Origin of the sequence: Curtobacterium pusillum, assembly GCF_013359865.1 — a bacterium.
In the GTDB taxonomy this organism is placed as follows: domain Bacteria; phylum Actinomycetota; class Actinomycetes; order Actinomycetales; family Microbacteriaceae; genus Curtobacterium; species Curtobacterium pusillum.
The window spans coordinates 29,016-54,994 of sequence record NZ_JABMCE010000045.1 but is presented as its reverse complement, the minus strand read 5'-3'; the positions used below and the strand labels follow the sequence as shown (position 1 = coordinate 54,994).

The following is a 25,979-nucleotide window of genomic DNA, read 5'->3' as shown; positions in this document are numbered from 1 at the left end:
GCCGGCGCCGACGTGACCGAGGCCGTCACCGCCGGCGTCACCGCTGCGTCCGAGTACCTCGCCGCCGGGGGCGTCGGCGCCCTCTTCGCCGACGACGGTCCCGCACCGGTCCGGGTGCCCGGCGCCGACCGCGACGCCATGCGCATCGTGCACGACGTCCGGAGCGCCGGCGGGACGGTCGTCGCGACCGGCGGCTGCTTCGATCTGCTGCACGCCGGCCACGCGCGCACGCTCTCGGCGGCGCGCGCACTCGGCGACTGCCTGGTGGTCTGCCTGAACTCGGACGCCTCTGTCCGCGCGCTCAAGGGCCCCGACCGGCCGATCATGAGCCAGGAGGACCGCGTCGAACTCCTGCTCGCACTGGACTGCGTCGACGCCGTCGTCGTGTTCGACGAGCACACCCCTGACGAAGCCCTCCGCCGCTTCCGCCCGGACGTCTGGGCGAAGGGCGGCGACTACACCGCGAGCGAACTGCCCGAGACCGCGACGCTCGCCGAGTGGGGTGGCCGTGTCGTCACGGTGCCGTTCCACCCGGGACGGTCCACCACCCGACTCGCCGCAGCACTCGAACACGTCGGCTGAGCCGGGCGACCCGCCCACCGCTCGTCCACGAACCAGCACCACGCCCTCCACGGAAGGAAGTCCATGCCCGTCCCCACCACCCCCATCGGCCGCGTCCTCGTCACCGGCGGCGCCTCGGGACTCGGAGCGGCGGTCGTCGCCGCCGTCACCGAGGCCGGCGGCACCCCGATCGTCCTCGACCTGAAGGTCGACGCCGTCCCCGAGGGCTTCGACGCCGTCGCGGTCGACGTCACGGACACCGAGGCGACCGAGCGGGCCGTCCGCGAAGCGGCCGAGCGCCACGGCGGGCTCGACGCCGTCGTGACCGCGGCGGGGATCGACAAGCCGGCCCCGATCGGCGGCATCTCGTCCGGCGACTGGGAGCGCATCGTCGCCGTCAACCTGCTCGGCACCGCCGCCGTCGTGCGCGCCGCGCTCCCCGCGCTCGAGGCGACGCACGGGCGGGTCGTCACGGTCTCGTCGTCGCTCGCGCTGCGCGGCGTCGGCGACGGCACCGCGTACTCGGCGTCGAAGTTCGGCGTCCGCGGGTTCTCGCAGGCACTCGCCGCGGAGACGGGCGGCACGGTCGGGGTCACGAACGTCATCCCCGCCGGCATGCGCACGAACTTCTTCGCCGACCGCACCGAGCAGTACAAGCCGGGCCCGGACGCGCAGCTCATCGAGCCGGAGTACGTCGCGAACGCGATCCTGTTCGCGCTGTCGCAGCCGGCGGGCTGCGAGATCCGCGAGCTGTCGATCATGCCGGCGACGGAGCCGAGCTGGCCGTAGACGCGACCGCTTGACGGACTGGAGGCGCGGCACCGGCTGGTGCCGCGCCTCCAGTCCGTGACGGGGAAGGGCTCAGGGCCGGACCGTCCCGTCCGTCAGGTGGTGGCGAGGAGGTCGGCGACGTCCGCCAGGACCGCCTGCGGTTCCACCTCGTCGACGTAGGACGGGTCGTGCTCGCACCGTTCCGCGGACCAGCCGACCTGCGTCACGTCGACCCCGCAGACCGGGCACCGCGTCACGAACGAGAGGTGCACGCGGTGCCGGCCACGGTCGAACGGTCCGGCGTTGACGACGTTGCCGAACCAGAACACGCCCACCGTCGGCGTACCGACCGCGACCGCGAGGTGCCTCGGGCCGGAGTCGTCCCCGACCATGACGTCGGCCGCGGCGAGGACCGCCGGCAGCTCGCCGAGCGGCAGGGACCCGGTGAGGTCGTGCACGCGTCCGACGAGGTCCGCGGGCAGTGCGGCGACGATCGCGGACGAGGCCGGGACGTCGGACCGGTCGCCGACGAGCACGACGTGGTCCCCGGTCTCGAGCCGGGCGCGCGCCACGGCGGCGAACCGGTCCGGGCTCCAGCGACGACGCGGATCCGTGGCGCCCGGGTGGATCGCCACCAGGTGACCGGTCACGCCGAGTCGCTCCCGCATGGCGGCTCGTTCCTCGTCCGTCACCCGGACTCGGGGGTCGAGTGTGACGGGTTCCGCGCCGGCGAGGGACACGACCTCGAGTGCCCGGACCACCTCGTGCTGGTAGTACACGTACCGGACCCAGCGCTCGAGCACCTCGGCGTCCTCGGTCGCGGTGCCCACGGTGTGCCGTGCGCCGAGGCGGAGCAGGAACGGGTTCGAGTTGCGGCCGCCGCCGTGCACCTGCACCGCCAGGTCGAACCGGCCGGCCAGGCGGCCGAAGAAGTCCTCGGGGGTGGGCGCGCCGTCGCCGGAGTCGCGGACGCCCGGGACGACCGGGAGCTCCTCGAACGCGTGCACGGCGTCGGTCCGGCCGCGGAGCACCGACGGCGCCGACGGGCTGCCGAGCAGGGTGATGCGGGCCTCGGGGTAGGCGGCGGCCAGGGCCTCCATGGCCGGCACGGCGAACATCAGGTCCCCCAGTCCCCCGCCGCGGAGCACCGCGATGTCCCGGACGTCCTCGAACCGTTCTCCGCCGTTGCCGATCTGCTGCACCCCTCCCGTCTACCGGGCGGCTGCCGGTCGGACGTCCAGCACTCCTCCGCGCTCCTGGGCGGAGGACGCGCAGCGCGGATCCCGGGAGCGCTCCCAGGCACCGGCGAGCAGCGTTCGACTCCCGCCCGCTCCCCGGAAGGACCCCATGACGCTCGAAGCCCCGCTCTCGACCGAAGCCGACCTCGACGGCGACCTGGTGGTGACGAACCCGGTCGACGGTTCGATCGCGTCCACCGTGCGCCGGGCGACGGAGGACGACGTCCGGAACGCGGTCGCCCGTGCACGCGCCGCGGCACCCGCCTGGGCGCGGACCGCACCGGCCGAGCGCGGTGCGCTGTTGCACGCCGCGGCCGAGCACGTCCGGGCGCACGCGCAGGAGCTCGCCGAGCTCAACACGCGGGAGACCGGCAAGGTCCCGGGCGACGCGCTCGGCGGTGTCGAGGCCGGCGTCGGCACCCTCGTGCAGTACGCCGAACTGGGTCCGGTGCACCGCGGCGAGGCCCTCCGCGGGCAGTTCGGCGCGGCCGACTGGTCGGTGCCGCACCCCCGCGGCGTGGTCCTCGCGCTGACGCCGTGGAACGACCCGGTCGCGGTCGCGTGCGGGATCCTCGGCGCCGCGATCGTCACGGGCAACACCGTCGTCCACAAGGGCAGCGAACGCTCCCCCGGCACGATCGCCCGCCTCAACGCGCTGCTCGCCGAGGTCCTGCCCGACGGGGTGCTCCTCGGGGTCGACGGCGACGCCGCGACCGGTGAACTCCTGCTCGCCCAGGACGGCATCGACGTGTACGCCCACGTCGGCTCGACCGCCACCGGGGACCGCCTCGCCGAGGTCGCGGCGCGGACGCGCGCGCACGTCATCCGCGAGAACGGCGGGAACGACGCGGTCGTCGTGGACGCCGGCGTGGACCCGGACTGGGCGGCGGCTCAGGTCGCCCTCGGCGCGTTCGCGAACACCGGCCAGATCTGCACGAGCGTCGAGCGCGTGTACGTCCACCGCGACGTCGCCGAGCCGTTCGTGGCCGCGCTCATCGCGGAGGCCGAGCAGCGGACGGCCTCCCCCGCGGCGTCCTACGGCCCACTCGTGGACGAGCGACTCCGCCGGACGGTGCAGCAGCACGTCGACGACGCCCTGCAGCGCGGCGCGTCGGCCCGGACCGGTGGTGTCACGCCGGGCGGGCTCGGGGCGTTCTACCCCGCCACCGTCCTCACCGGGGTCACGGACGACATGCTCGTCATGACCGAGGAGACGTTCGGTCCGATCGCACCGGTGCGTGTCGTCGATGACTTCGACGAGGGGCTCCGGCTGGCCGCCGCCGATCGGTACGGCCTGGCGGCGACCGTCCTGACGAACGACACCGGGCACGCGCTGCACGCCGCGGCGTCGCTGCCGGTCGGCACCGTGAAGGTGAACGCCGTGTTCGGCGGAGCGCCCGGCGGCAGCGCGCAGCCCCGCGGTGCGTCGGGCGCGGGCTTCGGCTACGGCCCGCACCTGCTCGACGAGATGACCACCACGACCGTCGTCCACCTCGAAGCGGCACCCGCACCGGTGTCGGCACGGGACACGGAGGCCGCGGAATGACCGCCGACGTCCGGCTCGTCCGGGACCTCGTCGCCACCGTCGACGACCGCGAACCGCTCGTGGTCGTGATCGGCGACTGCATCCTCGACCGCTGGACCGTGGGCGAGGCCGAGCGGGTCTCGCGAGAAGCCCCGGCACCGGTCGTCCGGGTCACCGAGACCGTGGCCGTGCCCGGTGGCGCGGCCAACACCGCCGTGAACGCCCGTGCCCTCGGCGCTCGCGTCCGCATGGTCGGACTGATCGGGGACGACGAGGCCGGCGCGGTGCTCCGCCAGCGCCTGGAGGCCGCCGGGGTCGACACGTCGTTCCTGGTCGAGGTCGCGGGGACCCGCACCACCACGAAGTCCCGAGTGGTCGGCGGCGACCGCGTCGTCGTCCGCGTGGACGAACTCGCCGAGACCCCCACCGCCGAGCACGGCACCCGCCTCGCGGAGGCCGTCGCCCGCGCGATCCGCTGCGCCGACGCCGCGGTGGTCTGCGACTACGGCCTCGGCGTCCGCGCCGAGGACGTCGTCCCCATGCTCGACCGCGACCGGCCCGGGGCCGTCGTCGTCGACGCGCACGACCTCACGCGCTGGGCACCCCTGCACCCCGACCTCGTCACGCCGAACGCGGGCGAGGCGGCCGCTCTGCTCGGCCGCGCGCTCGGCGTCGGTCCCGACCGGGTGCCCGCGATCGTGGACGCCGGCACGGAGGTCCTCGCCCGGACGGGTGCCCGGGCAGCGGTGGTCACGCTCGACCGCGACGGCACGGTGCTGGTCGCTCCGGGTGCGGACCTGGGCTTCCGCACCCGTGCCACCCCCGCGTCGGAGCAGCAGGCGTCCGGCGCCGGCGACACGTTCTGCGCCGCGGCGACGGTCGCCCTGGCGGTCCGTGCCCCGCTCCGTGACGCCGTGTCGGTCGCGCAGGCCGCCGCCGACGTGGTCGTCCGCGAGGCCGGCACGTCCGTCTGCACCGCCGCGGCGCTCCTCGAGTCCGTGACCGCCCCCGCCGCGACCGTGGTCGACCACGACGAGCTCGCCGAGGCCGTCGAGCGTGCCCGGCAGGCCGGACGACGGGTCGTCTTCACGAACGGGTGCTTCGACGTCGTCCACCGCGGGCACACGACGTACCTGCGGCAGGCCCGGGACCTCGGCGACCTGCTCGTCGTCGCCCTGAACGACGACGACTCGGTGCGACGGTTGAAGGGCCCGGAGCGGCCGATCAACCCCGCCGAGGACCGTGCCGGCGTCCTCGCCGCACTGGCCTGCGTCGACCTGGTCACGGTCTTCGCGACGGACACCCCGATCCCGCTCATCGAACGGCTCCGCCCGGAGGTCTACGTGAAGGGCGGCGACTACTCCCCCGAGATGCTCCGCGAGACCGAGGTCGTCCGTGGCTACGGCGGCGAGGTCGTCATGGTCGACTACGTGCCCGAGCACTCGACCACGGCGGTCGTCCGACGCATCCGGGAAGCCGCCGCGCGACCGGAACCGGACCCGGCACCGTGACCGCCCGCTGGTCCGGGTCGTGGGCGAAGACCCCCGAACCGGCGGACTCCGCACGCGCCGTCGACGTCGACGTGCTCATCCCCACCGTCGGTCGTCCGGCGGCGCTCGCGACGACCCTGGCAGGCCTCGCCGCGCAGGTCGACGTCGACTTCGGGCTCGTGCTCAGCGACCAGTCGGCGGACGGCGACGCCGCTGCCGAACCGGCGGTCGCCGCCATGCTCCGGGTCCTCGAGGCGCAGGGCCGCCCGGTCACACTGCTCACGCACCCGGAGCGCCGCGGGCTGGCCGAGCACCGGCAGTTCCTGCTCGAGAACGCGGCGGCCCCGGCGGTCCTGTTCCTCGACGACGACGTCTGGCTCGAACCGGGATCGATCGGCCGGATGCTCGACGCCCTCCGCAGCACGGGGTGCGGCTTCGTCGGGAGCCCCGTGCAGGGACTGTCCTTCCTGGCGGACCGGCGGCCGCACGAGACGGCGGTGTTCGAGCGGTGGGAGGGTCCGGTCGTCCCCGAGGTGGTGCGCCGCGGGGTCCCCGCGTTCGACCGGTGGTCGCTCCACAACGCCGCGAACCCGACGCACCTCGCCGCCGAACTCGACGTCGAACCCGGCGGGTGGGTGCCGTACCGCATCGCCTGGGTCGGTGCCTGCGTGCTGTACGACCGCGAGGCGCTCGAGGCCGTCGGCGGCTTCGGCTTCTGGCCGACGCTCCCGCCCGAGCACGCGGGCGAGGACGTCGTCGCCCAGTGGCGGGTGATGGAACGGTTCGGTGGAACGGGCATCCTGCCCTCCGGAGCCGTGCACCTCGAGGCGCCCACGACGGTGACCGACCGCCGCGTGGACGCCCCGGACGTGGTCTTCGGGCAGGAGGAAGTCATACCGCGGTAGGGGGTGGTCGAGACCCGGGCGGGATGGCAGCGTCCGGACGGCTCCGTAGCGTCGTCACGGTCGACGAGGTCCGTCGGCGGAGGGAGCCACCCGTGTTCGAGCAGATCACCCCGTTCGTCGTCGAGCTGGCCGCGAGCCCGCTCGTGTTCGTCGTGCTCTTCGCCCTGTGCTTCGTCGACGGCTTCTTCCCGCCGGTGCCGAGCGAGTCCGCCCTGGTGGCGATCGCCGCGGTCGCCGCGACCTCCGGCGAGCCGGTCGTCGCCGGGGTGCTCGTCGCCGCCGCACTCGGAGCGATCGCGGGCGACTCGGTCGCCTACTGGATCGGGCGGCGCACCGGCCTCGACCGGCTGGCCGGGTCGAAGCGCCCGCGGATCGCCGCGGCGTTCGCGTTCGCCGAGCGCCAGATGCGCCGCCGGTCCGCGAGCCTCATCCTCGTCGGCCGGTACGTCCCGGTCGGGCGGGTCGCGGTGAACACGACCGCGGGCGCGACGCGCCTGCCCTACCGTCGGTTCCTCGCGATCAGCTCGCTCGCCGGTCTGGCGTGGGCGGCGACCTCGATCGGCATCGCACTCGCGGCGTCGAGCGTCCTGCACGAGCCGGTCGTGGCAGCGCTCGTCTCGATGGTGGTCGCCGCCGGCCTCGGAGTCGTCGTCGACCGGGTCATCGGTAGAGTCAACCGCAGGCGGGACGCCCGCGCGGCAGCCCGCGCCGCGGCGGTCGCGGACACCGCGACCGCACCCCGTCCCGCGCCCCGCATCGTCCCCACCGGAGAGACCGCCCGACCGTGACCAGCACGCCGACGCCGCCGCGGCCGTCCTGGATGCTCCTCGCCGTCCGGATCGGCCTCGTCGTCGTCGCGGTGACGCTCTTCACGGTCGCCGCCCCCGTGACCGCGGTCCTCTACGAGGTTCCGGTCCCCCTCGCCATGCTCGTGTCCGCGGTGCTCTCGCTGAGCATCGGCCTCGCCCCGCTGTTCCCCCGGTCGTCGTCGATCGCACACCTCGCCGGTCTCGCCGCTCTCGGGCTGGCGACCGCACCGAGCACCACCGGCCCGTGGCCCGTGCCCGTCACCGGCGTCATCGGCCTGAGTGTCCTGCTCGTCGTCCTCGGTGTGCGCTCGACCTGGCGCACGACCGCGGGTGTCTGGGCCGCCGCGGCCGTCCTCACCCTCGTGCTCGTCGCGGTGACGCCCGGCCGCTGGGGTCAGGCGGACGTCTGGGCGACGAGCTTCGTGGTGACCGCGGGCGACACCCTCATCCTCGCCGCGGCCGCGATCGTGATCGGGCAGCGTGGCTCGATCCGCGAGGAGCTCGCCGAGGCCCGCCGTGACGCCGAACTCGAGCAGGCCCGCCGCCGCTCGGTCGAGGAGCGCTCCCGGATCGCCCGCGAGCTGCACGACGTCGTCGCGCACAGCATGTCCGTCGTGCACATGCAGGCCGAGTCCGCGCCGTACCGCGTCACCGACCTCCCGCCCGCGGCCCGGGCCGAGTTCGCGGCGATCGCGGAGACGTCCCGCACGGCGCTCCGCGAGATGCGGCAGCTGCTCGGCACCCTCCGCGGTGACGACGGTGCGGAGCGTGCGCCGCAGCCCCGGCTCGCCGACCTGTCCGCACTCGTCGAGGCCACGCGCGCCGCCGGCATCCCGGTGGAGCTCCGGCTCGACGCGGACGACGACGTCGATCGGCTCGCGCAGCTCACCGTCTACCGGATCGTGCAGGAGGCGCTCGGCAACGTGGCCCGGCACGCGCCCGGTGCGTCCACCGTCGTGACGGTCGCCACGAGCGGGCCGGCCCTCGCGGTCGAGGTCGTCAACGGCGCGTCACCGGCCGGCACCGTCCCTGCCGCTCCCCCGGACGACGGCGGCTTCGGCCTCGCGGGCATGCGCGAACGGGTCGCTGCGCTCGGCGGCACGATCGACCACGGGCCGGCCCTGGACGGCGGCTTCCGTGTCGCCGTCACCCTGCCCACCCAGCCGGCGATGCCCACCCGGGGACCGGCGGCCGACGGAGGAAGCCGATGACGCGTGTGATGGTGGTGGACGACCAGCAGATGTTCCGCGTGGGACTGCGGGCGATCCTCCAGGCCCAGGACGACGTCGAGGTCGTGGGCGAAGCCGTGAACGGCGCCGACGCCGTCGTCGAGGCCCTGCGCCTGCGACCGGACGTCATCCTGATGGACGTGCGCATGCCGGAGCTCGACGGCATCGAGGCGACCCGGCGCATCACGGCCGCGCCAGCCGACCACCCCGTGCGGGTGGTGATGCTGACGACGTTCGACATCGACGACTACGTGTTCGACGCGCTGCGCGCCGGGGCGAGCGGCTTCCTGCTCAAGGACGCCAGCGCCGACGAGCTCGTGCAGGCGGTCCGGACGGTGGCGGAGGGCGATTCGCTCCTCGCGCCGCGCGTGACCCGGCACCTGGTGGAGGCGTTCGTCTCCGGTCCGCCGCCGGCCGCACCGCGGACGGAGGTGCTCGACGTCCTGACCGAGCGCGAGCGCGACGTGTTCCTGCTCGTCGCCCGGGGTCGCTCGAACGTCGAGATCGCCGGTGACCTCTTCATCGCGGAGCAGACCGTGAAGACGCACGTCGGCCGGATCCTGGCGAAGCTGCAGCTTCGGGACCGGGTGCACGCGGTGGTGCTGGCGTACGAGATCGGCCTGGTGACCCCGGCGGGCTGACGCCCGGAACACCGACGGTGTGCCGCACGGCGGCGGCTGGCGGCCGGGCCGTGCGACACACCGCACGATCGTGACTAGCGGACGCGGACCTGCTTCGACGCCTGCTGACCGGACTGCACGCCGGTGAAGGACACCGTCGTGCTGCCCTGCACGGCCCGCCACTGCACCGTGGCGGCGCCGTCGATCACGTCGACCGTTCCGAGGTCCGTCGAACCGACCTGCACGCGGACCTGGCGGTCACCGGCGAAGCGCGAACCGGTGAGCGTGACGCGCTGGTTCGGACGCGGCGCCCCGACGGAGAGGTCGATGCGTGCGCCGCGGGACAGTGCGGCGAGGTCCTCGTCGAGCTGCAGACCATCGCGGATCGTGAAGAACGTGTCCGACTGGTCGGAGAGTCCGACGACGTTCGCTGCACCCGGGCCGTACGCCGCGATGCGGACCTGCGTGCCGGTGTGCTGTTGCGAGCCACCGGCCGCCGCGGTGCCGTAGGAGACCTTCATCGTGGTGCCGTCGGCGGTGCGGAGCGCGGTCGACAGGGAGGTCGGCGGCGTGCTGTCCACGATCTGGCTCGAGTGGGCGTGGTCGGCCGTCGCGATGACGAGCGTGTTGCCGTCCTTCTTCGCGAACGCGAGCGCGGACTGCACCGCCTCGTCGAAGTCGATCGTCTCGCCGATCTGGCCGCAGGCGTCGGCGGCGTGGTCCTGCTTGTCGATGCTCGCGCCCTCCACCTGGAGGAAGAAGCCCTTGCCGGACTTGCCCCGGTCGCGGTTCAGCAGGTCGATGGACTTGTCCGTGAGTGACCGCAGCGACAGACCGGTCGACAGGCGTGCGGGGTTCGGCGTGCACTGCACCGGTGCCTCGTCGGCCCCGCCGACGGTCGCCGTGGTGGGTGCGTAGCGGGTCGGGAAGTTGCCCGGGGTGAACAGGCCGAGGACCGGTTTCGTCTGGTCCGCTCGGCGCACCGCGGCGAGGCCGTCGGCGTCGGAGACCACCTGGTAGCCACGCTGCTCGGCCTGGTCGAACAGCGTCGAACCCTGCCACTGGCCGGCCTTCGCGGTCTGCTCGAAGCTCGCCGAGCCGCCGCCGAGGGTGACGTCCGGACGGGTGTTGAGGAGCTGCTCGCTGATCGATCCGAGACCGCCGTTCTGCAGCGCGTCCGTGCCGCAGGACGCGGTGTCCGGGCCGTAGCAGGAGCGGGCGCCGACGTGGGCGACCTGGACCGCCGGGGTGGCGTCCTGGATCTCGGCGGTCGAGACGTCGCCCGTGCGCAGTCCGTTCGCCTTCGCGAGTTCGAGGAGCGTCTGCTGCGGCTTCCCGTCGATGTCGACGGAGATCGCACCGTCGTACGTCTTCGTGCCGGTGGCCCAGGCGCTCCCGGACGCGGCGGAGTCGGTGACGTAGTCGGGCTTGCCCTTGTCGGCGCCGTCCTTGTAGAGCGAGTACGTCGTGTACGACCCGGTGAGCGGGAGCGCGTCGAGTCCGGGGAGTCGCCCGGCAGCGCCGTACTGGTAGTTGCGTGCGATGGTGATCTCGGAGTCGCCCATCCCGTCGCCTATGAGCAGGATGACGTTCTTCGCGCCGGCCTTCTCGATCGCCTGCTGGATCGACCGGGTCTGGTCGCCCTGGTGACGCTGTGCGCCGCCGTGCTGGTTCAGTGCGAGCTGCCCGACGGCCTCGGCCGTGCCCGGCAGTGCGATGGCGCCGGCGATGAGCGCGGCGCCGAGTGCGAGCGCTGCGCGGTGGCGGCGCTGCGGAGTGTGCTGCATTGCGTGTTCCCCTCGTCTGTGCCCCGAACGGGTGCCATCCGAGGATGACCTGTGCGTGGGTACAGGCGGGTGAACGAGCCGGGGCGAGTGGGTGAACGCCGGGGTCGTTGCGCGGGCATCGCTCGACACCACACGCGTCGATCGACCGGTGCGACGTCGGAATGCACGCACGGGAGCTGCGGCGCCACGCCGTGGACCGGACCGCAGACGGACTGGAGGCGCGGTGCCGACTGGCACCGCGCCTCCGGTCAGCGGATGGTCGCGTCAGGCGGCGAGGTGCGCCTGCAGGAACCAGCGGTCCTTCGTGAGGCCGCGCTCGATCTCGATGACGATGTCCTGGCTGTTGAGGTCGACCTCGTCGAGCCCCTCGACCGCCCGGCGGACCTGCAGCAGGGCGGCATCGATCTCGGCGATGACCTCGGTGATCGTCACGTCCGAGTTCTGGAAGCCCTCCGACAGCGGCGGGATCGTGGTGTTCGCGGCCACGGTCGAGATGCGCGAGTCGACCGGCAACCCGAGGGCGACGATGCGCTCCGCGGCGAGGTCGGCCCACTCCTGAGCGTGCTCGACGATGGTGTCGAGGAGCTCGTGGACACCGACGAAGTTGCGGCCGCGGACGTGCCAGTGCGCCTGCTTGCCGTTGACGACGAGGGCTTCGAGGTCGATCACGACGGGGGCGAGGAACTGCGCCACCCCGGCGGCGAGCTCCGGCGTCGTCGAGAACGGGGACGTGGTGGTCGTGGTGCTGCTCTGCGTGGTGCTCTGCGTGGTCATGTGCTTCCTCCTACCTCGTGGCTACACCGCTCCGCTGGGCCTGTCCTGACCTGCTCGGTGCATCCGATGACCCCAACCATGCCCGCTTCTTTTGCATGCCGCAAGGAAGCGGAGGCTGACCTTACCCGCCGTACTCGACCTGGACCTGCTGGCCGGCGTCGGCGAGTTCGATCTGCACGGCGGAACGCGCGCGCTCCACCCAGGGGCTGTCCGCGCAGCCGATCCAGACGGTCGTGCGCGGCTCGCAGCCGGCGACGCACCACTCCGCCGCCCACCCCGTCACGGCATGTGCGAGCGCTTCGCCGTGGTCGGCGAACACGAGCGGCGAGACGGCCGACGCCCGGGCGCTCCTGAGCAGCCACGTGACCGTCACGCGCGGCGGCGCCGGCAGCAGGCGGACCTGCTCCTCGAGCGCGGCCTCGACGAAGACCTGGCCGTAGGCGTTCTCGGGCAGCTCCTCGAGCATCCGCGTGATCTCGGGGAGGTCGTCGACGCCGCCGGCGAGGAGGATGCGTGCGCTGGGCTGTCGACGGGTCCGTGCCATACGGCAACGGTAAGGCAAGCCTTACCTCATCACAAGAGCACTGCACCGGCTCTGTGGAACGACGCGAGCCCCGGTCGTGATGACCGGGGCTCGCCGCCTTGTTCCGAGCGGATGACGAGATTCGAACTCGCGACCCTCACCTTGGCAAGGTGATGCGCTACCACTGCGCCACATCCGCGTACGGGGGAACTCTACCAGGCCGGGGGCGTTCGATCGGACCATGAGCTACGTCCACGACTCCCCCGGCGGCACGGAGGCCCACGGCGTCGACCTCGTCGACGGCGACGACCCCGCGGTGCGCATCCTCGTGCACGGCGACCTCCCGACGACGATCGAGTACGAGGGCCGCACCTGGCTCGCGTCCGGAGAGGCCCACGACGGGGACGACCAGGCGCCCCCGATCGCCGTCTACCGGCCGGTGGCCGAGCCCGGGACCACCACCGGGCCGTGACCAGCGCCCGAGGTGCACCTGGGTGTCCGTGCGTGTCCAGCCGACCCGGACTACCGTCGAGCGCGGTGACCCGAGTCCCCGGCCGCCGGAACGATCTCATCGTCCGAAGCCGACGGAAGCACCATGACGTCCCTCCTCCGAGTTGACCAGTCCGAGACCGAGCAGGTCCGGTGGGTGGTCGTCGACACCCGGAACTGGGAGGCACGGTGGGGGTCCGTCGTGATCGGCACGGTCGAGTTCGGGTCGCGGTACGTCGTCCGGTCGGCGGACCACGACGTGAGCGGGTTCCACACGAGCCTGGAGAGCGCGCAGGCGCAGCTCCAGGCCTGGGTGCGCTGGCTGACCGTGTCATCCGACCGTTCGTGACGGCGTACGTGCCATCTGCGCCCGGTTGCTTCTCCGCGGCCGCTCGGAAGGCCGCGACGAGTGCCGTACGGTGAACCGACGCCTTGCCATCGACTATGCCTCGACTTAGTCTGAGCGCGAATCATCCTTTCGATTCATTCGGTCGCGGTCGCTCACGGACCACTGCGGCTCGACAGTTGTCGGGTATCCGGGCGGCACGGGTTCAAGGGAGTGCTTCCCGATGTCTCGCCGCTCTCTTCGACGCTGGATGGCCACAGCGTGCGCGGCGTCCCTGGTCGCCGGACTGCTCGCCGCTCTCAGCCTGGCGACGGCCGCGCCGGCTGATGCCGCGGGTACAGGAACGTTGTCGCTGTACAAGGCGATCGAGAACCTGAACACGGGATCGAGCGAGGGCGACCGGAGCAAGTGGGACGTCCGAGCCGTCGACGTCGCGACCGGGCAGGCCTTCCAGGGAGACGGACTGAACGGATTCCAGACCCGGACGATCCCCACCGGCAGCTATCGCATCTCCGAAGTGTCCAAAGCGAACACGCCGGCGGGCTACCGGTTCCGGGACTGGAACTGCGGCGGCACCGTGTACACCGATCCGACGCCCACCATCTCGCTTGCGGAGGGGCAGAACCTCACCTGCACGATCACGAACGTGGCCGTGACCTCCACGCTCACGCTGCGCAAGGTCGTCGAAGGTGGCAGCGCTTCCGCGGCGATGTGGACGCTGACAGCACAGGGACCGTCCAACATCAGCGGACCCGGGAACTCAGGGCAGGTGACGAACCAGCCGGTCCGGGTGAACTCGGGACCGTACACGTTGTCCGAGAGTGGGGGGCCCGCGGGCGGAGGCGGTTACACCGCGAGTCCGTGGACGTGCACGTACACGGACGGTTCCGGCGGCAGCGGGAGTCTGCCCGTCAGCGGGAGCAACCAGGTGACGATCGCACTCGGCCAGGCGGTGACGTGCACGATCACGAACACGGCGACGGCGACGGATGCGCATCTGACGCTGGTGAAGGTCGTGCGATCACCAGGAACCGGCAATCCCGCGGTTGCCTCCGCATCCGACTTCACCCTCACGGCCGCACCGCCGACCGGGACGCCGATCTCCGGCGCGACGGGTTCGAACCAGGTGTCCAACGTGCTGGCGCAGCCGGACGTGGACTACGCGCTCAGTGAGAACGGCCCGGCCGGGTACTCGAACTCCGGCTGGTCATGCGCGGCGTCGTCGGGGACCATCAACAGCACGGACGCCACGCATGTGAACCTGGCCGCAGGCGCTGACGTCACGTGCACGATCACGAACACGTTCACCGGCGGTTGGCTCACCCTCGTCAAGAAGGTCGAGAACAGCAGCCAGGCGGCGAGCTCGTGGACGCTCACCGCGACGGGCAGCGGGATCGCGTCGGGCACCTCCGTCTCAGGCACGACCGGGTCGAGCGCCGTCACGACCGTTCCGGTCCCCACCGGTGATTACGGGCTCAGCGAGTCGGGTCCGTCCGAGGGGTACACGAGCGACGGCTACGTCTGCACGGGAAGTGACGCCCCGGTCCGTTCGGTGTCTGTCGGCGCCGCCGCGAACGTCACCTGCACGATCACGAACAGCCGCGAGCCGACGGCGACGCAGCTGACGTTGGTGAAACAGGTCGACAACACGGGCGGTGGGCCGTTCACGAGAACCGCATGGGGGCTCTCCGCCGTCGGCCCCGTGACGATCGCCGGCCGGACCGGCATCAGCACCGTGACGTACGCATTCGTACGTCCGGGTAGCTACACACTCGGTGAGGGGCCGGGCCGAGCCGATCCCGACGGGTACTTCGCCAGGTACCGGTCCGAGGGCTGGTCCTGCACCGACGCGAACAGCGGGACGCTGGCGCTGACGGGAGCGGATGCCGCGGGGCATCCCGATGTCGTGGCCATCACGGAGGGCATGCAGGTCATCTGCACGGTGAGCAACAAGTGGACCGGCTCGGAGATGACGTTCCACAAGCAGGTGGTCAACAGCCCGTTCGGCTCGCACACGCCGTCCGAGTGGACGCTCGCCGTGACGCCCGCAGCGACGCCGGACGGCCCGGAGGCGCTCAGCGGCAACGGACAGGACGGGATCAGCGACGTGCCCATCGCACCCGGCGACTACATCCTCAGTGAGACCGACGGGCCATCCGGGTACCGGCTCGCGGGCTACCAGTGCGTCGGCGCAACGGTCACCGGCGACCGGATCTCCGTCCCGGCGAGCACCGACGTCACCTGTACGGTGACCAACCGTGCGATCCCACCGACCCTCACCCTGGTGAAGGACCTGGACAACAGCGGTGGCGGCACCGCCGAGGTCTCCGACTTCACGCTCAAGGCCCGCGGACCGGGCGATGCGGCGCTGTCCGGACCCAGCGGTGACCCCGCCGTCACCGACGTGACGACCGCGCCCGGCGACTACGTCTTCACCGAGGACGGCCCGACCGGGTACGAGTCCAGCTGGAGTTGCGTGGGTGGCACGAGCTGGAACGGGACGGTCGCCGTGCTCGACGTGGGCCAGGACATGGTCTGCACCGCCACGAACACCTTCGTACGTCCGACGTTGACGCTCGTGAAGCACGTCGACGGCGGTCCCGCGTCGGCGAACGACTGGCGCCTGTCGGCCGATGGGCCCGGAGCACCGGTCACGGGGGTGACCGGTGACCGTTCGATCACCGACGTCTCCGTCGACGCCGGCAGCTACGAGCTCAGCGAGGCCGCGGTCAGCGGTTCCTCGGACGCCACACGCGGGTACGCCGCCGGGTCCTGGTCATGCACCGACGGCACGCTCGACGGGTCTTCTCTGACGCTGTCCGGAGGTCAGGACGCGACGTGCACGATCACGAACACGTGGGCCGGCGGCACCTTGACACTCGTCAAGCAGGTCTCCGACGGGGGTGGGACGCCGACGCCTCCCGGCACGCCCGAGGACTGGACCCTGACCGCCGCAGGGCCGGTGACGCTGTCCGGCGCCGGCGGGTCCGGCCCGTCCTTCGTGCCGTCCGGCAGCTACGACCTCTCCGAAGCCCTCACCGGCGGCCCCGTCTCCGGGGACTACCACGCCGCGGAATGGACCTGTAGCGGCAACGGCTTCACCCTGGACACCGGCTCACCCGGCACGGGCACCGTGCAGATCGATCCCGGCGCGGACGTGACCTGCACCCTCGTCAACCTGTTCGCCCCACCGCACCTCACGCTGCGCAAGGTCGTCAAGGGTGGCGGCCCCCTCGGCCGTTCTGCGGACTGGGACCTGTCCTTCCAGGGTGCGACGAAGGACGCCACCGGGGTCACCGGGGACGCGAACATCACGGGCGTCGCCGTGGGCTCGGGCGACTACACACTGAGCGAGGCGACCGCCGACCCGACGGCCTCGACGAAGGGGTACCAGACGGGAGCGTGGGAGTGCTCCGGTGGCACGGTGCGCGATCACGGTGACGGCACCGCTGACCTGGCCCTCACCTCCTCCGATCTCGACGTCGTCTGCACCGTGACCAACACCTGGACCGGGAGCACGCTCACCCTCGTCAAGACCGTCGACAACGGTGGCCCCGCTCCCACAGAGCCGGGAACGTCCCACGACTGGACGCTCACGGCGACCGGCGACGACACCACCGTGACCGGACCCGGTGACAGTCAGAGCATCGTGCGGCAGCAGGTACCCCCGGGGAGCTACGCGCTCTCCGAGGTCCTCACCGCGGGAAGCACCGTCAACGCCGACTACGTGAACGGCGACTGGGTCTGCACGACGCCAGCGGGTGTCAGCTTCGACCCGTCCGACAGCACGCTGCGATTCGCGACCGGCGCGAATGCGGACGTGACCTGCACGGTCGTCAACCGGTTCCTCCCCCCACATCTCACGCTCACGAAGATCGTCAGCGGTGGCGGCCCGGAGGCAGCCCCGGCGAACTGGCCGCTGAGCTTCACGAACCCGGGCACCGGCCGTTCCGGCACCGGGGTGACCGGCACGGCCTCGGTCACCGATGCGGCCGTCGGGAGCGGCACGGTGCAGCTCGGCGAGACACCACGACCCGGCTACCGCTCCGGCGACTGGGCCTGCACAGGTGCAACAGGGACGATTCCGGTCGCGCAGGCCGCCGAAGGGGTCGCCACCGTCGACCTGACGCGCTCCGACGCCGACGTCCACTGCACGATCACGAACACCTGGGTCGGCAGCGCGCTGACACTCGTCAAGGTCGTCGACGACGGCGGACCCGCCCCGAGCGAGCCGGGTACAACGCACGACTGGACCCTGACGGCGACCGGGAGCGGTACCGCCGCAGGGACCATCGTCACCGGCCCCGGCGACAGCACCGCGCTCGTCCGTCGAACGGTGCCGCCCGGGGACTACGTGCTGTCCGAAGCAGTGGCCGAAGGCAGCACCGTGAACCCCGACTACGTGGCCGGCGACTGGTCGTGCACGACCCCGTCCGGCACGACGTTCGACCCCACGGATGCTCGGCTGACGGTCTCCGCCGGCGCAGACGCGGACATCACCTGCACCATCGTCAACCGTTTCCTCCCACCGCACATCACACTGAAGAAGACCGTGATCGGCGGTGGCCCGTACCCCACGTCCACGGATTGGCCCCTCCGCTTCACCAACCCCGGAACCGGCCGTTCCGGATCCGGCGTGACCGGTGCTGCCGCCGTCACCGATGCCGCGGCCGGGACCGGCACCGTCACGCTCAGCGAGACGACTCGAGCCGACTACCGGGCGGGAACGTGGCGCTGCACCGGCGCGACCGAGGAGCCCGACCGAACCGCTGACGGCACTGCGACCCTCCTGCTCACCTCGGCGGACACGGACGTCACCTGCACGATCACGAACACCTGGACCGGCGCCCACCTCACCCTGGTCAAGGACGTCGACAACGGTGGACTCGAGCCCGCGACCCCGGGCACAGCATCCGACTGGACGCTCTCGGCCGTGAAGGACACGAACGATCGACTCGATGTGTCCGGTACCGGAAATGGCTACGTCGGAAGCGGCAGCTACGGCCTCTCCGAGGCCCCGAACACCGCCGTCGACCCCGGCTACAAGGCCGGACACTGGTCCTGCACGGGTTCCCCCGTCGGCTCCTTCAGATTCGTCGGCGGTACTCCTGGAACCGGAACGATCACCCTCGACTCCGGCGCCGACGTGACATGCACCCTCAGCAACCTCTTCGATCCGCCGCACCTGACACTGCGCAAAATCGTGGATGGAGGTCCCCTCCCCTCGACGGACGACTGGACACTCCGGTTCCAGGGTTCTGCAGGGCGACCCGCCGGACTCGGCGTCACCCGGGACCCGAGCGTCACTGACGTCGCCGTCGGCGAGGGCACGTACAACCTCTCCGAGGCGCCGACCGACGCCGGAGCCGACACCACCGGCTACGCCGCCGGCGAGTGGACGTGCACCGGCTCCGCGAACACGCCGGTCCAGACGGGCTCGGGTCAGGCCCGCATCCAGCTCGACCCCGCCGACCTCGACGTGGTCTGCACCATCACGAACGACTGGACCGGTGGCTCACTGACCCTCACCAAGAACGTCGTCGGCGGCACCGCCGCGCCGAGCGACTGGACGCTCTCCGCCACCCCCGACGACGGCGGAACGCGGATCAGCGGCACCAGCGGTCAGCGCTCCGTCACCCAGGCCGCCGTGCTCGCTGGCAGCTACACGCTCAAGGAGACCGCGAACCGATCAGGAGCGCCGCTCGACGAGTACACCGCCGGAAACTGGAACTGCACCGGCGGGAACCTCGAGGGCGAAGCGGTGACCGTGCCCCGCGGCGCGGACGTGCGCTGCGAGATCACCAACACGTTCGACCCGGCACAACTCACCCTCATCAAACGCGTCGTCGGAGGAACCGCCCGTCCCACCTCGTGGCGGCTCTCCGCCACCGGACCCACCACGATCTCCGGCACCAGCGGCGATGCGGACATCACCAATGCTCCGCTCCAGCCCGGTCGCTACACGCTCGCTGAAGCTCCGGTGGACGGCCAGGCCACCACCGGATACACCTCTGAGGGCTGGCGGTGCGTCGGCGCAACGCCGATCGGCGACACGCTCGCGCTCCACAACGGCGACGAGGTCACCTGCACCATCACCAACCGCCACACGACCAGCAGCTCAACGGACGACGGCAGCTCTGCGTCAGGCGCCACCGCGGGAGACTCCGGAACCGGCCCCGCGGCCGCTGGTCTGGCCTTCACAGGAGCCAACCTGGTCCCGCTCGTCATCAGCGGATCGCTCGCGCTGGTGGCGGGTGGTGCACTCCTCCTGGCACAAGGAGCCCACCGGCGCCTCCGACGGATCCGGAGTCGGGAGAAGTGATCGGCATCGTGCCGAGCCCGCGCCGGCCTGCTGAGGGCTCGGGTTCCTCGCATCGGGAACGACGAAAGCCCCCGGCGGCCCAGATGGGCCGGCCCGGGGACTTCTTCGTGGTGGGCGATACTGGGATCGAACCAGTGACCTCTTCCGTGTCAGGGAAGCGCGCTACCGCTGCGCCAATCGCCCAGAGCGTCCCTGCGTGGACCGAGGTCCGTGCAGAGTCTTGAGGTGGGGACGGGATTCGAACCCGCGTGGACGGCTTTGCAGGCCGCTGCCTAGCCTCTCGGCCACCCCACCATCGAGGTTCACGTCTCCGTGAGTACCCGAACGGTGGGATACCCTCTGGTGAGTCGTAGGACTCCGGAGAGACCCACACTCGAGCGGATGACGAGATTCGAACTCGCGACCCTCACCTTGGCAAGGTGATGCGCTACCACTGCGCCACATCCGCATTTGTCAGACCCGCTGTCGCGGCGACGACGTAAACTCTATACGAACCCGGGGGCTTCCACCAAAATCCTTCTCGTTCACCGGGCGTGTCCCCCGTGTTCATGCCGATCGCGTGGGGTCCACGGCGCCGCGGAACGCACCGATCGGGGCACGCCACACCCGGGGCGCGGCTCGTGTTCGTGGGACCACGAGACTTCCGCTACTATCGACTGGCACGCACAGTGCAGGGGCGATTGGCGCAGTTGGTAGCGCGCTTCGTTCACACCGAAGAGGTCATCAGTTCGAGTCTGGTATCGCCCACCCACCACGAAGAGCCCGGCGCAACAGCGTCGGGCTCTTCGCATCTCGTGCGGCAGCCACCGCGCGCAACAGTCACCGGACCGGACGAAGGGGCACATGACCGACGTCGACCTCGAGTTCGCCCGGGTCCGGGCGGTCCTCGACCGTCCGACCCTGCGGCTCATGTCCCGCCCGACCAGCGCCACCGTGCTCGCCGTGTTCCGCACGGTGTTCGACCGTGACGTGCAGTACGTCCCCGCGGACCGCATGCACCTGCAGGTCGAGGAGCACGTCGCCCGGCTGCAGGCCACCGGTGCGCGCGTGCCGGCGAGCGAACAGAACGGCGAGGCCGGCGCGGACGACAGCCGACCGAACGGCCGTGCCCTCTGCCGCGAGTGGGTCGGCGCCCAGTGGCTCGTCCGTTCGAACTCGCCGGACGGCGACGAGCAGTACTCCCTCACGAGCCACGCGCTCGAGGCCCTGTCCCTCGTCGACGCCCTCTCGGCCGACCGCGCCCTCATCAGCGAGAGCCGCCTCGCGATGATCGTCGACGCCGTCCACCGCTGGGCCGCCCGAGCGGAGCCGGACCCCGACGTGCAGATCCGCCGCATCGACGCGCAGATCGCCGAGCTGCAGGCCGAGCGCGAGCGACTCGAACACGGCGGGGTCGACACCGTGGACGACGCCCGGATGCGCGACGGTTACACGAACATCTCCGACCTGATCCGGCAGCTCCCGAGCGACTTCAAGCGCGTCGAGGAAGCGGTGGCGACGATGCACCGCTCCATCGTCGAGGACTTCCGACAAGAGGTCCGTCCGATCGGCGAGATCCTCGACGACTACCTCGCGCGCACGGACAACCTGATGGAGGCCACGCCCGAGGGCCGCGCCTTCGAGGGGGCCTTCGAGCTCCTCCGTGACGACGCCCTGCTCCTGCGGCTCCGGGACGACATCGCGACGATCCTGGCCCACCCGTTCGCCGAGTCCCTCGGGGCGGGCGAGCGCCGGGCCTTCCGGAACACGGTGAGCATCCTCCGCCAGGGCATCGAGGACGTGCTCGCGCAGCGCCGGCAGCTCACCGCGACGCTCCGCGACCAGATCGTCGCTCACGACGTCGTCCGCGACCGCGAGCTCGACGCCGTCATCCGGTCGATCAACCGGGGCCTCGCGACGTGGATGGACCGGGGCTCAGCGCGGGACCGCCTGCCGCTCGGGCTGCTCCCCGCGACGGCCGAGGTCGGCACGCTCCGCGAACGCTTCTACGACCCGGACGCCGAGTCCGTCCCGCCGCCGATCGAGGAGCCCGACGACGAGGTCTTCGACGAGCTCGACGTCGAGACGCTCCGGCGCCACGGCGGTCCCCTGCTCACCGAGCTCCGCGCCGCCCTGCGTTTCGCCGCCGGGGACTCGAGCGTGGACGCCTTCCACGAGCTCCCGCCCTCGCAGCGCCGCCCGGTCGAGCTGTTCGGTCTGGCCCACCTGCTCACCGGGCACGAGGACTTCGAGTCCGCAGCGCACGTGGCCGAGCACCGCACGGTACGCCCTGACGGCAGTCCGGTCGCCTTCCACATGCCGACCGCGGCGCTCACCGACGAGCACCGTCCGGTCACGCCCGACACGACGCACGACGAACACGCACAGGAGGCGCGGTGAGCGACACGACACCGGCACCGGTCGACGAGACGGTCCCCTACGACGACCCCGCAGCCGTCCCGCAGGACGACGAGCGCGACGAGCGCGACGAGACGAGCTTCGCCCTCTTCGAGGGCGACGAGGGCCGGCTCGACGACCGCCAGCGCCGCGCGCTCGTCGCGCTGCTCCGCAACCCGTACGTGAGCGCGCGCACGCACCCCGACGAGTGGCGGGCGGTGCTCGACGCCGAGTACCAGCTGCGCTCGCGCCTCAACGACCTGTTCCTCGAACTGCACGTCGACCGCGACCGCGAGGTCGCCTGGAAGCGCCAGGCCCGTTCGGAGAGCCAGCGCCGCGGCTTCCCGACGCTGCTGCGCGACGTCCCGTACACGCGCGAGGAGACCATCGTCCTCGTCTACCTCCGGATGCGCCTGCGCGCGGACACCCGTCCCGGTCCGGACCAGGTCGTGGTCGACCGCTCCGAGATCCTCGGGCACGTCGCCGGCTTCCGGCCCGCGACGGCGACCGACCGCACGCGAGACGAGGGCCGCGTGGCGAAGGCCATCGAGCGCCTCGTGACCGCCCGCATCCTGCTGAGGACGACAGACCCGGACCGCTTCCGGGTCGCGAGCGTCGTCGAGGTGCTGCTCCCGCTCGAGCGTCTGCTCGAACTCGACGCGTGGCTGCGGAACGCCGCCGCGCAGGCGGAGGCGACCACGAACGATGACGCGACCACCCCGAACGGCGAGGACACCGACGGGGACGATCCGTCCCTCCCGAGCGACGACAGCGACAGCGACACCGACACCGACGACGAAGGCGAGACGGAAGCATGACCGACACCGCGACCGACGCCTTCGGGATGACGGCCCTGTTCGACACGGTGGCGCAGTGGCGCGCCGAGTCCATGCAGGTCGTGAACTGGGGCGGCTTCCACGGACACCGACAGGTCGAGCTGTCCGGCACGGCGACGCTCATCTCCGGTGCTTCCGGCACCGGCAAGTCGACGCTCATGGACGCGTACCTCGCCGTCATGATGCCGTCCGACGTGCCGTTCAACGGGGCCTCGAACGACGCGACGACCGGGCGCGCACGGAGCGCGGACCAGCGCAACCTGCTGACGTACCTCCGCGGCAAGGTCGACACCCGTCGCGACCCGGAGTCCGGGGCGCTTCGCGACGTCACCCTCCGCGGTGACGACCAGACCACGTGGGGCGCCGTCGCGGTCACGTTCCGGAACGACGACGAGCGCCGCTTCACGGTGCTGCGCGCCTACATCGTGCCGCGGCGTGCGCGTGGCGTCGGCGACATCCAGATGACGATGGCGACGGTGGACGACACCTTCGACCTGCGCCGGCTCGAGGAGTTCGTGCCGACGCGGTTCCACCACCTCGAGCTCACCGGACGTGTGCCCGGGCTCGTCATCCGCGACACGTACCAGGAACTCGCGTACACGCTGCAGACCAGGCTCGGCATCGGGGACTCCGGTGGCGGCAACCGGGCGATGCGCCTCCTCGCGCGCATCCAGGCCGGGCAGCACCTGCCGACCGTCGACGCGCTGTACAAGTCGCTCGTCCTCGAGACACCGGGGACGTACGAGGCGGCCGACCGTGCCCTCGCGCACTTCTCCGCCCTCGACGAGGCGTACGAGGCGATGGACACCGAGGAGCGGAAGGTCCGCATCCTCTCCCCCATCACCGAGCTGCACGAGGAGATCGAGCGCTCGCGCGCCGCGGCGGAGGCGCTCGACGGCATCGCCACCGGCGCCGAGGTCTCGCCGTTCGCGCACTGGACGGCGACCCGCAAGCGCGCCCTGTTGGACGCCGAGGTGGAGCGCAACGGCCGCGAGCGGACGGCATCGCGCGCCGAGGTCGAGGCCGCGTCAGCGCGTCACGCGGCGGTCGAGGTCGAACTCCGCGACGCCGAGGCCCGCCTCCGCGACCAGGGCGGCAACGCCCTCGCACAGCTCGAGGACCGCATCGAGCGCCGGACCCGGGAACGCGACGCCGTCGTGCGGACCCGCGCGACCTTCGACGAGCGGACGGCCGTGCTCGGCGTGTCCGTGTCCTCCGAGTCCGACTTCACCGCGGCGCAGCGCACCGCCCACGAGTTCCTCGGCACCTACACCACGCAGCGCACCGCACTCGACGAACGCCGGGACGCCCTGACGCGCGAGGAGTACCCGCTCCTCGACCGGGAACGATCCCTCCGCCAGGAGCGGCAGTCGCTCGAGCACCGGCAGGGCGCCATGCCACTGCCGATGCACGAGGCCCGGCTCGCCATGGCGCGAGCGGCCGGCATCGACCCGTCGGAACTGCCGTTCGTCGCGGAACTGCTCGACGTCCTGCCCGGCGAGGAGCCTTGGCGCACCGCGATCGAGTCGGTCCTGGCACCCCTCGCCCGGACGCTGCTGGTCGACCAGGACCGCCTCGAGTCGTTCAGCAGGGCGATCGACGGCGTGCGGCTGCCGGTCCGCGTGCAGTTCGAGGGCGTCCCGACCGGGCCGCACCTCGATCTCGACGGCGACCCCTCGATGGTCTCCGGCAAGCTCGCGATCAAGTCGTCGCCGTTCAGCACCTGGGTCCGGGAGCGCATCGAGTCCGACCGCACCGACGCCCGCTGCGTGGACTCCGCGGACGAACTCGGCGGTGCCGGTCGTCGCGTGACGCTCTCCGGTCAGCTCCGCGACGGCCGTCGAGGTGCGCACGGGGACCGGCGGCAGTCGAACGTCATCGGCTTCACGAACGAGGCGCGGATGGCCTCGGTCTCGGACGAACTGGAGTCCATCGCACAGGACCTCGCCGCGCTCGAAGCCCGGCGCACCGACGTCGCGCAGGACATCGCTGCGCTCGACACCCTCCGGGCGGCGCACCAGCACGTGGTCGACGTCACCTGGGACGCCGTCGACGTGGAGGGGCTCGAGGCGTCGCTGGCACGACTCGACGAGGAGCGCCACGCGCTGCTCGCCGCCGACGACGGGCTCCGGACCCTGCGCGAGTCCGTGGCGCGGCTCCGGAAGTCCCTCGACGAGGCCGCCGACCGCCGCGCCGCCGCACGGCACTCCGTCGCCCGGCTCGAGGAGCGCCACGCCGTGCTCGTCGACGGGCAGGACGCCGCCGCCGAGATCCTCGAGCGGTTCGAGTCCTCCCCGGACAGCGTGCCGGACGAGCGGCAGGAGCAGCTGCTCGCCGAGACCTTCGAGGAGGTCGGGGCGCCCGACGGCGTCGACGGCTTCGACGACGCGACCAGGCGGCTCCGGCGCCGGCTCGAGGAGCGGCTGTCGCAGGCGCTCGACGGCGCGGCCTCGGCCTCGAACGCCCTCACCCTGACGTTCCAGCGGTACCAGGACGCCTGGCCCGATCCGAACCTCGGCACCGGTGTCGCCTCGTACCCCGACTACCGGGCCATCCTCGACCAGATCCTCGCGACCGGCCTGCACGCGCGGCGCAGCGAGTGGCGCCGGCGGCTGTCGCAGTGGAGCGGCGAGGACCTCGTGCCGCTCGCGGGCGCGTTCGACCGCGCCGTCGTGGAGATCGAGGAGCGCCTCGAACCGGTCAACGAGATCCTGCGCGAGCTGCCGTTCGGCGCGAACCGGGACCGCTTGAAGATCCAGATCCGCCGGGTGACCCGTGAGGACGTCACCGCCTTCCGCCGCGAGTTACGGGCACTCTCCGCGTCGGTGGACACGGAGCTGACCGACGACGTGCTGGAGACCCGGTTCCGCCGACTCCGGCGCTTCATGGCCGTCATCCGTCCCGACAGCGATTCGCCGCGCGGTCGGACCACGCAGCGGGACGCCGTGCTCGACGTCCGGCGCCACATGGAGATCACCGCCGTCCGGTACGACACCGACGGCAACGACCTCGGCGTGTACTCGTCACTCGGCGACAAGTCCGGCGGCGAGACGCAGGAGCTCGTGGCGTTCATCGTCGGAGCCGCGTTGCGCTACCAGCTCGGCGACGAGACCCGGCCCCGACCGCGGTTCGCACCGGTGTTCCTCGACGAGGCGTTCATCAAGGCGGACTCGGAGTTCGCCGGGCGTGCCGTGACGGCGTGGCTCCGGCTCGGGTTCCAGCTCGTGGTGAGCGCGCCGCTCGACAAGGTGACCGCGCTCGAGCCGTCGATGGAACGCCTGCTGTCGATGCGGAAGCACCCGGAGACCGGGCACTCGTCGATCACCGAGATCGCGCGCGTCGCCGCCCCCGGCGCCTGAGACCCGCTGCCGACGGGCG

At 72.1% G+C, this 25,979-nt stretch carries 18 protein-coding genes and 5 tRNA genes; 15 read left to right on the top strand and 8 right to left on the bottom strand.

The features are described 5' to 3' along the window. Together HP507_RS01930 and HP507_RS01925 are read left to right on the top strand one after the other, a co-directional pair. Positions 1–582, top strand: a 582-nt coding sequence (locus tag HP507_RS01930) for an adenylyltransferase/cytidyltransferase family protein (RefSeq protein WP_254700874.1), incomplete at its 5' end; no start/stop codon positions are given. Positions 583–645: 63 nt separating this feature from the next. Beyond that, positions 646–1,350 (top strand): SDR family oxidoreductase, encoded by a 705-nt coding sequence (locus HP507_RS01925; RefSeq protein WP_175350185.1) that lies wholly within the window; start codon positions 646–648, stop codon positions 1,348–1,350. Positions 1,351–1,445: 95 nt separating this feature from the next. Here HP507_RS01925 and HP507_RS01920 read toward each other — a convergent pair whose 3' ends face one another. Then, positions 1,446–2,534 (bottom strand): glycosyltransferase family 9 protein, encoded by a 1,089-nt coding sequence (locus HP507_RS01920; RefSeq protein ID WP_175350184.1) that lies wholly within the window; start codon positions 2,532–2,534, stop codon positions 1,446–1,448. Between the two features lie 145 nt (positions 2,535–2,679). Between HP507_RS01920 and HP507_RS01915 the strand changes: the two genes are divergently transcribed. The 6 genes from HP507_RS01915 (at position 2,680) to HP507_RS01890 (ending at position 9,169) form a co-directional block, all read left to right on the top strand. Then, positions 2,680–4,116: an aldehyde dehydrogenase family protein gene (locus HP507_RS01915; RefSeq protein ID WP_175350183.1), complete on the top strand. Its 1,437-nt coding sequence runs from the start codon at positions 2,680–2,682 to the stop codon at positions 4,114–4,116. Next, complete coding sequence (rfaE2, locus tag HP507_RS01910; protein ID WP_175350182.1) at positions 4,113–5,606, top strand: D-glycero-beta-D-manno-heptose 1-phosphate adenylyltransferase; 1,494 nt, start codon at positions 4,113–4,115, stop codon at positions 5,604–5,606. Before HP507_RS01915 ends, rfaE2 begins: the two co-directional genes overlap by 4 nt. Then, entirely contained in the window at positions 5,603–6,490 is an 888-nt protein-coding gene (locus tag HP507_RS01905; RefSeq protein ID WP_175350181.1) for a glycosyltransferase family 2 protein, read from the top strand. The genes rfaE2 and HP507_RS01905 overlap by 4 nt, the downstream gene beginning before the upstream one ends. Before the next feature lie 92 nt (positions 6,491–6,582). Continuing rightward, the gene (locus HP507_RS01900) at positions 6,583–7,278 is read left to right on the top strand and encodes a DedA family protein (RefSeq protein WP_175350180.1); all 696 of its coding nucleotides are present in this window, start codon (positions 6,583–6,585) and stop codon (positions 7,276–7,278) included. After that, complete coding sequence (locus tag HP507_RS18090) at positions 7,275–8,510, top strand: sensor histidine kinase (protein WP_175350179.1); 1,236 nt, start codon at positions 7,275–7,277, stop codon at positions 8,508–8,510. Before HP507_RS01900 ends, HP507_RS18090 begins: the two co-directional genes overlap by 4 nt. Next, entirely contained in the window at positions 8,507–9,169 is a 663-nt protein-coding gene (locus HP507_RS01890) for a response regulator (RefSeq protein ID WP_175350178.1), read from the top strand. The genes HP507_RS18090 and HP507_RS01890 overlap by 4 nt, the downstream gene beginning before the upstream one ends. Positions 9,170–9,243: 74 nt before the next feature. On the opposite strand, the gene phoA is transcribed toward HP507_RS01890, so the two are convergent. The 4 genes from phoA to HP507_RS01870 all read right to left on the bottom strand — a co-directional run bounded on the left by phoA (position 9,244) and on the right by HP507_RS01870 (position 12,431). Next, on the bottom strand, positions 9,244–10,935 hold the full coding sequence (phoA, locus tag HP507_RS01885; RefSeq protein WP_175350177.1) for an alkaline phosphatase: 1,692 nt from the start codon (positions 10,933–10,935) through the stop codon (positions 9,244–9,246). 264 nt (positions 10,936–11,199) lie between these two features. After that, a complete protein-coding gene (locus HP507_RS01880) occupies positions 11,200–11,709 on the bottom strand; it encodes a Dps family protein (RefSeq protein ID WP_217508385.1) in 510 nt (169 codons plus the stop codon). Between the two features lie 121 nt (positions 11,710–11,830). Next, complete coding sequence (locus tag HP507_RS01875) at positions 11,831–12,253, bottom strand: SIP domain-containing protein (RefSeq protein WP_175350176.1); 423 nt, start codon at positions 12,251–12,253, stop codon at positions 11,831–11,833. 106 nt (positions 12,254–12,359) lie between these two features. Further along, a tRNA-Gly gene (locus HP507_RS01870) sits at positions 12,360–12,431 on the bottom strand. 42 nt (positions 12,432–12,473) lie between these two features. Between HP507_RS01870 and HP507_RS01865 the strand changes: the two genes are divergently transcribed. The 3 genes from HP507_RS01865 to HP507_RS01855 all read left to right on the top strand — a co-directional run bounded on the left by HP507_RS01865 (position 12,474) and on the right by HP507_RS01855 (position 19,389). Continuing rightward, a complete protein-coding gene (locus HP507_RS01865) occupies positions 12,474–12,704 on the top strand; it encodes a hypothetical protein (RefSeq protein WP_175350175.1) in 231 nt (76 codons plus the stop codon). A 123-nt stretch (positions 12,705–12,827) separates the two neighbouring features. Then, a complete protein-coding gene (locus HP507_RS01860) occupies positions 12,828–13,070 on the top strand; it encodes a hypothetical protein (protein WP_175350174.1) in 243 nt (80 codons plus the stop codon). 247 nt (positions 13,071–13,317) lie between these two features. Next, the gene (locus HP507_RS01855; protein ID WP_175350173.1) at positions 13,318–19,389 is read left to right on the top strand and encodes a hypothetical protein; all 6,072 of its coding nucleotides are present in this window, start codon (positions 13,318–13,320) and stop codon (positions 19,387–19,389) included. A gap of 108 nt (positions 19,390–19,497) precedes the next feature. Here the strand turns inward: HP507_RS01855 and HP507_RS01850 are convergent. From HP507_RS01850 to HP507_RS01840, 3 genes are all read right to left on the bottom strand, one after another. Next, positions 19,498–19,572: transfer RNA gene (locus tag HP507_RS01850), tRNA-Val, on the bottom strand. A 40-nt stretch (positions 19,573–19,612) separates the two neighbouring features. Next, a tRNA-Cys gene (locus HP507_RS01845) sits at positions 19,613–19,683 on the bottom strand. 82 nt (positions 19,684–19,765) lie between these two features. Continuing rightward, positions 19,766–19,837 (bottom strand) — tRNA-Gly (locus HP507_RS01840). A gap of 226 nt (positions 19,838–20,063) precedes the next feature. On the opposite strand from HP507_RS01840, the gene HP507_RS01835 reads away from it, so the two are divergent. From HP507_RS01835 to HP507_RS01820, 4 genes are all read left to right on the top strand, one after another. Next, positions 20,064–20,136, top strand: a tRNA-Val gene (locus HP507_RS01835). A 96-nt stretch (positions 20,137–20,232) separates the two neighbouring features. Beyond that, positions 20,233–21,768: a DUF3375 domain-containing protein gene (locus HP507_RS01830; protein WP_175350172.1), complete on the top strand. Its 1,536-nt coding sequence runs from the start codon at positions 20,233–20,235 to the stop codon at positions 21,766–21,768. Then, on the top strand, positions 21,765–22,583 hold the full coding sequence (locus HP507_RS01825; protein ID WP_175350171.1) for a DUF4194 domain-containing protein: 819 nt from the start codon (positions 21,765–21,767) through the stop codon (positions 22,581–22,583). Before HP507_RS01830 ends, HP507_RS01825 begins: the two co-directional genes overlap by 4 nt. Next, positions 22,580–25,960, top strand: coding sequence for an ATP-binding protein (locus HP507_RS01820; RefSeq protein ID WP_175350170.1), 3,381 nt, complete (start codon positions 22,580–22,582; stop codon positions 25,958–25,960). Before HP507_RS01825 ends, HP507_RS01820 begins: the two co-directional genes overlap by 4 nt. Positions 25,961–25,979: the final 19 nt, after the last annotated feature.

What these genes read in the sequence shown, in the direction of transcription:
- HP507_RS01865 (WP_175350175.1), top strand. Translation starts at nt 12,474, where the DNA reads ATGAGCTACGTCCACGACTCCCCCGGCGGCACGGAGGCCCACGGCGTC.
- HP507_RS01855 (WP_175350173.1), top strand. Translation starts at nt 13,318, where the DNA reads ATGGCCACAGCGTGCGCGGCGTCCCTGGTCGCCGGACTGCTCGCCGCT.
- HP507_RS01880 (WP_217508385.1), bottom strand. Translation starts at nt 11,709, where the DNA reads ATGACCACGCAGAGCACCACGCAGAGCAGCACCACGACCACCACGTCC.
- HP507_RS01915 (WP_175350183.1), top strand. Translation starts at nt 2,680, where the DNA reads ATGACGCTCGAAGCCCCGCTCTCGACCGAAGCCGACCTCGACGGCGAC.
- HP507_RS01820 (WP_175350170.1), top strand. Translation starts at nt 22,580, where the DNA reads ATGACCGACACCGCGACCGACGCCTTCGGGATGACGGCCCTGTTCGAC.
- phoA (WP_175350177.1), bottom strand. Translation starts at nt 10,935, where the DNA reads ATGCAGCACACTCCGCAGCGCCGCCACCGCGCAGCGCTCGCACTCGGC.
- HP507_RS01830 (WP_175350172.1), top strand. Translation starts at nt 20,233, where the DNA reads ATGACCGACGTCGACCTCGAGTTCGCCCGGGTCCGGGCGGTCCTCGAC.
- rfaE2 (WP_175350182.1), top strand. Translation starts at nt 4,113, where the DNA reads ATGACCGCCGACGTCCGGCTCGTCCGGGACCTCGTCGCCACCGTCGAC.
- HP507_RS01925 (WP_175350185.1), top strand. Translation starts at nt 646, where the DNA reads ATGCCCGTCCCCACCACCCCCATCGGCCGCGTCCTCGTCACCGGCGGC.
- HP507_RS01890 (WP_175350178.1), top strand. Translation starts at nt 8,507, where the DNA reads ATGACGCGTGTGATGGTGGTGGACGACCAGCAGATGTTCCGCGTGGGA.
- HP507_RS01860 (WP_175350174.1), top strand. Translation starts at nt 12,828, where the DNA reads ATGACGTCCCTCCTCCGAGTTGACCAGTCCGAGACCGAGCAGGTCCGG.
- HP507_RS01875 (WP_175350176.1), bottom strand. Translation starts at nt 12,253, where the DNA reads ATGGCACGGACCCGTCGACAGCCCAGCGCACGCATCCTCCTCGCCGGC.